Genomic DNA, 3,674 nt, shown 5'->3' on the forward strand with positions numbered 1-3,674 from the left:
GAGAGGGAGAATACCTTCAGGCTGAAGAGGATTAAAGGATAGGAAGGTTTTCCGGAGGCTCTGAGAAAGGGGCTCCGGTGGTTTTTGGTTTTTTGGTTTTTGAGTACTTTAAGAGTACTTCAATAAAATATAGGAATTCTTTATATACATTTTAAATCATTTCCTGTAATTAAGATTTATTGGATGGTTACTTTCAAAGAGGCGATAAATTTGAAATTGATAACTGTTGTGAAACTCCCCATCTTGAAAGACTGAATAAGGAAGGACATATATGAATAAAATCAGATTTCTCGATGTATTTGCCGGGGCGGGAGGCCTTTCTGAAGGTTTTATAAGATCCGGTTATTCTCCCGTTGCTCATGTGGAAGTTGATCTGGCTGCATGTTATACACTCAAAACCCGTATGGCTTATCACTGGCTAAAAGGTCGCGGTTGGACAGATGCCTATTGTGATTATCTGTATGGAAAAATCAGCAGATCTGAATTATACGAGATGGTTCCGGAGTCTTTGATTGCATCGGTAATCAATGCAAAAATAGATAAAGAATCTTTGCCTGAGATATTTAAACGCATTGATGAGTTTCTTGATAATGAGTCTATAGATCTGATTATTGGTGGTCCTCCATGTCAGGCATATTCACTCGTAGGTCGATCAAGGGATAAGAACCGAATGAAATTCGACATGCGGAATTATTTATATGTTTACTATGCTGAATTCCTAAAAAGGTACCAACCTCATTATTTTGTTTTCGAAAATGTTTCAGGATTACTGTCAGCAAAATCTCTGGATGGTGTTTCTTACTTTGAAAGTATGAGGAAATTGTTCCAGGATGCAGGTTATGAAACTGAATACAAAGTTCTCTCGGCAGATAATTATGGAGTACTTCAGAAAAGAAAACGTGTCATACTTGTTGGTAGAAGAGGTAATGAAACGGGGTTCTATCCAGAGCCGGAAATCTGGAAACCACAGGTGAAAGTCAGGGAGGTTTTCCAGGATCTGCCGGAATTACAAGCTGGTAATGGCTCAACACTTCCCTGCCAACTAAAGGAATGCACAGGTCAGTATTTATATAAGGCTGGAATACGCAATGATAACGTGCCGGTTACTTTACATCAGTCACGTCCACATTCAGATCAGGACCTTGAAATCTACAGGATAGCAGCCAGAAAATGGAATGAAAAAAGGGAAAGACTGGACTACAATGACTTACCGGAACGACTTAAAACACACAAAAACCGTTCTTCTTTCCGTGATCGTTTCAAGGTTGTTGATTCGGATGGAGATTGTTCCCACACTGTTGTGGCTCACATATCCAAAGATGGGCACTATTACATTCATCCGGATATTAATCAGAACCGGTCAATAACTCCCAGAGAAGCTGCCCGACTGCAAACTTTTCCAGATGACTATTTCTTTGAGGGAATGTCGGACAAACCCGGGCGTACTGCCGCTTACCGTCAGATAGGAAACGCTGTACCTGTTCTGCTGTCCCAGAAAATTGCTGAGAAACTAAAGGAGGTATGGTGATGGATGAAAATGATAAGTATTCGATAAGACCTGCGGGCCGGCATATTCTTACAATAGGCCGTGATCTTATTCAGGATAAATATGCCGCTATTGTTGAATTAGTAAAGAATGCCTATGATGCAGACTCTCCGGATGTCCAGATAACTTTTAGGGTTCCAGAAGACAGGAAAAGCATTACAATTATTATTGAAGATCATGGTCACGGTATGTCCAGAGACATTGTAATCAATAATTGGATGGTTCCTTCAACAGATGATAAACTGAAAAGAAAAACCAGTCCAAACGGAAGAACCATGCAAGGGCGTAAAGGAGTAGGACGTTATGCTGCTTCAATTCTGGGGAATGATCTTTCTTTAGTAACAGTTACTCCCGAAGGAGAAAAGACTGAAGTTTATGTGGAATGGGACTCTTTTGAGAATGCGGATTATCTGGATAACGTAGAAATATTAGTAAAAACTACAATTTCTGATCAACCATCCGGTACTATTTTAACAATAACAGGCGATGTAAACTATCTTTCAGAATGGGATGAAAAACAGATTCGGGATCTTGAATTTCAACTAAAAAAGTTAAATTCACCCATCATGTATGAACTTCCTGAGAATTTTGACGATAATTCCTTCTCAATTTTTCTCAATTTTGATGGTTTCTGGAAAAGACAAGCAGACAACATTTCCAAAAAAATTGAGCCATATCCGATTATTGATTTATATGATTACAAAATATCAGGGTCAATAGAACATTATGGAAATGGCACACTTACTTATACAAATCAAAAAGCTCAAAACACTATTGAGGAAACTATTCCATTTGATTATACTGTTCCAACAGGTTGTGGTAGACTATATTTTGATATCCGGGTTTATGATCGTGATAAGGAAGCTATTGAACAGCTTATTAAACGCGGGCTTACAGACGAAAAAGGCATTTATGTTGGGAATCTTCAAGCCAGAATTCTTCTAAATGAATATAATGGAATCGGAGTATATCGAAATGGATTCAGAATACGACCTTTAGGTGATCCGGACTTTGATTGGTTAAAACTTAATAAAAGGCGCGTACAGAACCCCTCCACAAGGATAGGCAGTGATCAAGTTATTGGTTATGTACTGATTCAATCTGAAGATTTATCAAATCTTCGAGAAAAAAGTGCTCGTGATGGTCTGCGTGAAAATCAGGCATATACCAATCTCAAAGATATATCTGCTAAAGTTATTAATGAATTAGAGAATAGACGCTTTGCATATCGAAAAAAAGAGGGGCTTAGCAGAAAAACGCTAAGAATAGAAACCGAACTTGAAAAACTTTTTGAGTTTGACAATCTGAAAAGGGGCGTTCGTTCAAAGCTTAGTAAGAGTGGGATTGATGAAAAGATTGCAGATGAAATCATTAATAGCATTGCCAAAAAAGAGGAGGAGAGCAATCGTATTGTGGAAGATATCCGACAGACTGTCGCGATTTATCAGGGTCAGGCAACATTGGGAAAGATTGTAAATGTAATTCTTCATGAAGGCCGCAAGCCATTAAACTTTTTTAAAAATTCAATTCCAAATTTCAACTTCTGGGCACATGAATTTAAAACCAAAAAAGAACCGGAAATTCTTGATACTATTTTTCCAATTGTTACTGGAATGGGGCACAATGCGGATATTTTTGTAAAACTTTTTGGACGTCTTGATCCTTTAGCAGCAGCGAAACGTGGCCCGAAAAAAAACTTTGTTTTATTAGAACATATCACCAGTTCATTCAAAGTATTTGAAAATGAACTTAGAATGCATAACATTACACACAATATTGACTGTCCTAAAGATCTGATGTTTTGCGGATGGTATCAGGATATTTATATAATTATGACAAATCTGATTGACAACAGCATATATTGGATGGTTGAAAAACAATCAACAGACAAGAAAATTGAGATAATCGTCTCCAATGATGGAAACAAACTTGCGTATATTGATTATCGTGATTCCGGACCAGGTATTGCAAATTATCTTATCGAGACAGAAGTAATTTTTGAGCCGGAATTTACAACGAAAAACGTTGGTAGTGGGCTTGGACTTCCAATCGCAGGAGAGGCTGCTTCCAGAAATGGTTTGAAATTAAAAGCTTTTAAATCCGATTCTGGAGCATATTTCAGATTGGA

Annotated in this window: 2 protein-coding genes; both read left to right on the forward strand. The window is 37.8% G+C overall.

Features of this window, described 5'->3' with window-relative positions; genetic code table 11:
* Positions 1-271: 271 nt before the first annotated feature.
* The gene (locus tag IBX40_11945; protein MBE0525023.1) at positions 272-1,528 is read left to right on the forward strand and encodes a DNA cytosine methyltransferase; all 1,257 of its coding nucleotides are present in this window, start codon (positions 272-274) and stop codon (positions 1,526-1,528) included.
* On the forward strand, positions 1,528-3,674 hold a 2,147-nt coding region (locus tag IBX40_11950; GenBank protein MBE0525024.1), incomplete at its 3' end, for a sensor histidine kinase. The genes IBX40_11945 and IBX40_11950, both read left to right, overlap by 1 nt.

The organism is Methanosarcinales archaeon (assembly GCA_014859725.1).
Taxonomy (GTDB): Archaea; Halobacteriota; Methanosarcinia; order Methanosarcinales; family Methanocomedenaceae; genus Kmv04.